At 76.0% G+C, this 2,761-nt stretch carries 3 protein-coding genes; 1 reads left to right on the top strand and 2 read right to left on the bottom strand.

Annotation, left to right across the window (positions count from 1 at the left end):
- Window positions 1-107 precede the first annotated feature (107 nt).
- The gene (locus tag ABT299_RS52460) at window positions 108-1,508 is read right to left on the bottom strand and encodes a DHA2 family efflux MFS transporter permease subunit (protein ID WP_190867031.1); all 1,401 of its coding nucleotides are present in this window, start codon (window positions 1,506-1,508) and stop codon (window positions 108-110) included.
- Window positions 1,509-1,603: 95 nt separating this feature from the next.
- Between ABT299_RS52460 and ABT299_RS52455 the strand changes: the two genes are divergently transcribed.
- A complete protein-coding gene (locus ABT299_RS52455) occupies window positions 1,604-2,542 on the top strand; it encodes a sigma-70 family RNA polymerase sigma factor (RefSeq protein ID WP_500255445.1) in 939 nt (312 codons plus the stop codon).
- Window positions 2,543-2,635: 93 nt separating this feature from the next.
- On the opposite strand, the gene ABT299_RS52450 is transcribed toward ABT299_RS52455, so the two are convergent.
- A partial coding sequence (locus ABT299_RS52450; protein WP_268896158.1) for an acyl-CoA dehydrogenase family protein occupies window positions 2,636-2,761 on the bottom strand: 126 nt, incomplete at its 5' end.

The raw sequence follows: 2,761 nt of genomic DNA, 5'->3' as shown, positions 1-2,761 counted from the left end.
CCCCGCCATCCCCCGGCTCCTTAACTCACACCCCCCCGCACCCCCCCCCCCCCCGCGCGCCCGGGCGGCCCCCCCCCCCCCCCCCGGGGCCCCCCCCCGCCGGCGTCTCAGCGGTTCGAGGCGAGGACCGGGCCGGCGGGGCTCGGCGCCGGGGCGGCCGCGCGGCCCGGGATCGCCAGCGCCGCGACCGCGCCGGCCAGCGACAGCGCCGCGCCGACCCCGATCGCGCCGCCGAAGCCGTCGCTGAAGGCGGACGGTCCCGCGTAGCCGCCGGCCTTGGCGAACGCCAGGGCGAGGACGGCGACGCCGAACACCCCGCCGAGCTGCCGTCCGGTGTTGAACACCCCGGACGCCTTGCCGATCTGCTGCGGCGCGACCGCGTTGAGCACGGCGGACTGCGCGGCGGGCATCGCCATGCTGACCCCGGCGCCCGCGATCAGCATCGGCGCGATCAGCTCCCAGTACGGCACGGACGGCGTCGCGGCGAGCGCGAGCCAGCCCATCCCCGCCGCCTGCATGGCCAGCCCCAGCGCCGCCAGCGGCCGGGCGCCGACCCGGTTCACCAGCCGGCCCGCGGTCGGGGCGACGACCGTCACCGCCGCGGTCCAGGCGAGCAGGTGCAGGCCCGCGGCGAGCGGCCGGTCGCCGCGTCCGGTCTGGAAGTACTGCGCCGCGAAGAACAGCGCCCCGTAGAGCGAGGCGTACAGGAACACCCCGGCGGCGTTCCCCGCCGCGAAGCCCCGCAGCCGGAACAGCCCCAGCGGCACCATCGGCCGCGCCGCGACCCGCTCCCAGGCCACGAAGGCGACGCCGCAGACCGCGCCCGCGGCCAGCGTGCCCGCGACCTCGGCGCTCCCCCATCCGGCGGCGTCCGAGCGGATCAGGCCCCACACCAGGCCGAGGGCGGCGCCGGTCACCAGCACCAGCCCGGCCGCGTCCACGCCGTCGCCGCCGCCGCGGCTCTCCGGGACGCGGCGCAGCACCAGCGGCATGATCACCAGCCCGATCGGCACGTTCAGCCAGAAGATCCACTCCCAGGCGAGGCCCTGCGTGACGGCGCCGCCGACCACCGGGCCGCCGACCACCGCCAGCCCCGTCAGCCCGGCGAACAGCCCCAGCGCCTTCGGCCGGTCCGGCGGCGGATAGGCCGCGCTGAGCAGCGCCATCGCCAGCGGCATCACCAGGGCCGCGCCGGCCCCCTGCACCACCCGAGCCGCGATCAGCCAGCCCGCGTCCGGCGCCAGCGCGCACGCCGCCGACGCGGCGGTGAACAGCCCCAGCCCGGCCGTGAACACCAGCCGCCGCCCGAACCGGTCGCCCAGCACGGCACCGGTCATCAGCAGGACGGCGAAGCTCAGGCTGTAGGCGTTCACCGTCCATTCGAGCTGCTCCATCGAGGTGCCGAGATCCACCCGGATCCGGCTCAGCGCCGTCGTCACCACGGTGGCGTCCAGCGCCACCATCACCGAGCCCGCCGAGGCGAGCCCCATCACCCATTTCCTGTTCATGTCCGTACCGACCCGCGGCCCGGTGGAATCGGCCGGTCCGGACCCGATGAATTCGGCGGCCCCGCGGGTCTGTACAAGAAAGGGAGGAGCGCGGAGTGACCGTGATCGAGCAACCGAGCGACGAGTTCGTCCGGCTGGCCGGGCCGTTCCGGCGCGAGCTGCTGACCCACTGCTACCGGATGCTGGGGTCGGTGCAGGACGCCGAGGACCTCGTCCAGGAGACCTACCTGCGGGCCTGGCGGGCGTACGAGGACTTCGAGGGCCGCGCGTCGATGCGGACGTGGCTCTACCGGATCGCCACCAACGCCTGCCTCAACGCGCTGCGGAACGGCGGCCGGCGGGTGCTGCCCGCCGGGTTGGGCGGGCCCATCTCCGACCCGGCCGCGATCGGCCCGCGCGATCCGGAGATCACGTGGCTGGAGCCGATCGCCGACGAGCAGGCCGATCCGGCGGCGATCGTGGCGGGGCGGGCCGGGCTGCGGCTGGCCCTCATCGCGGCGCTGCAGCACCTGCCCCCGCGGCAGCGGACGGTGCTGATCCTGCGGGACGTGCTGGCCTGGTCGGCGGAGGAGACGGGCGACGCGCTCGGCATCAGCGCGACCGCGGTGCACAGCACCCTGCAGCGCGCCCGGGCCCGGCTCGACCGGCTCGATCCGGCGATCGACGAGATCGCCGAGCCCGCGGAGCCGGAGCGCCGCGACCTCCTCGACCGGTACGCCGACGCGTTCGAGCGGGCCGACATGGCCGCGCTGGCCCGGCTGCTCACCGAGGACGCGGTCTGGGAGATGCCGCCGAACCCCTCGTGGTTCGCGGGCCGCGACGACGTCCTGCGGCTGCTCGAAGCCCGGCTGTCGGCGAAGCGGAGCAGGCTGGTGCCGGTCCGGGCCAACGGGCAGCCGGGGTTCGCGATGTACGTGGACGGCGAGGCGTTCGCCCTGCAGGTCGTCACGCTGCGCGGCTCCGCCATCGCGGCGGTGACCGCGTTCCACGACGCCGACCTGGTCCAGCGCTTCGGCCTGCCGCGACGCCTGTGACCGCCGCTGCGGTCGCGGCCGATCCCACGGCGGCCGACGAGCGACGCCCCCGCGCCAGGGATGGCGGGCGCGGGGGCGTGGGATGCTCTGGGGCTACTTGAGGAGCTGGCGGGCGATGACCATCCGCTGGATCTGGTTGGTGCCCTCGTAGATCTGGGTGATCTTGGCGTCGCGCATCATCCGCTCCACCGGGAACTCCCGCGTGTACCCGTACCCGCC

Origin of the sequence: Spirillospora sp. NPDC000708, from assembly GCF_040299565.1 — a bacterium.
GTDB lineage: Bacteria > Actinomycetota > Actinomycetes > Streptosporangiales > Streptosporangiaceae > Spirillospora.
This window is presented reverse-complemented; position numbering and strand designations above follow the sequence as displayed.

Coding starts and splice junctions, on each gene's coding strand:
- ABT299_RS52460 (WP_190867031.1), bottom strand. CDS start 1,508: ATGAACAGGAAATGGGTGATGGGGCTCGCCTCGGCGGGCTCGGTGATG.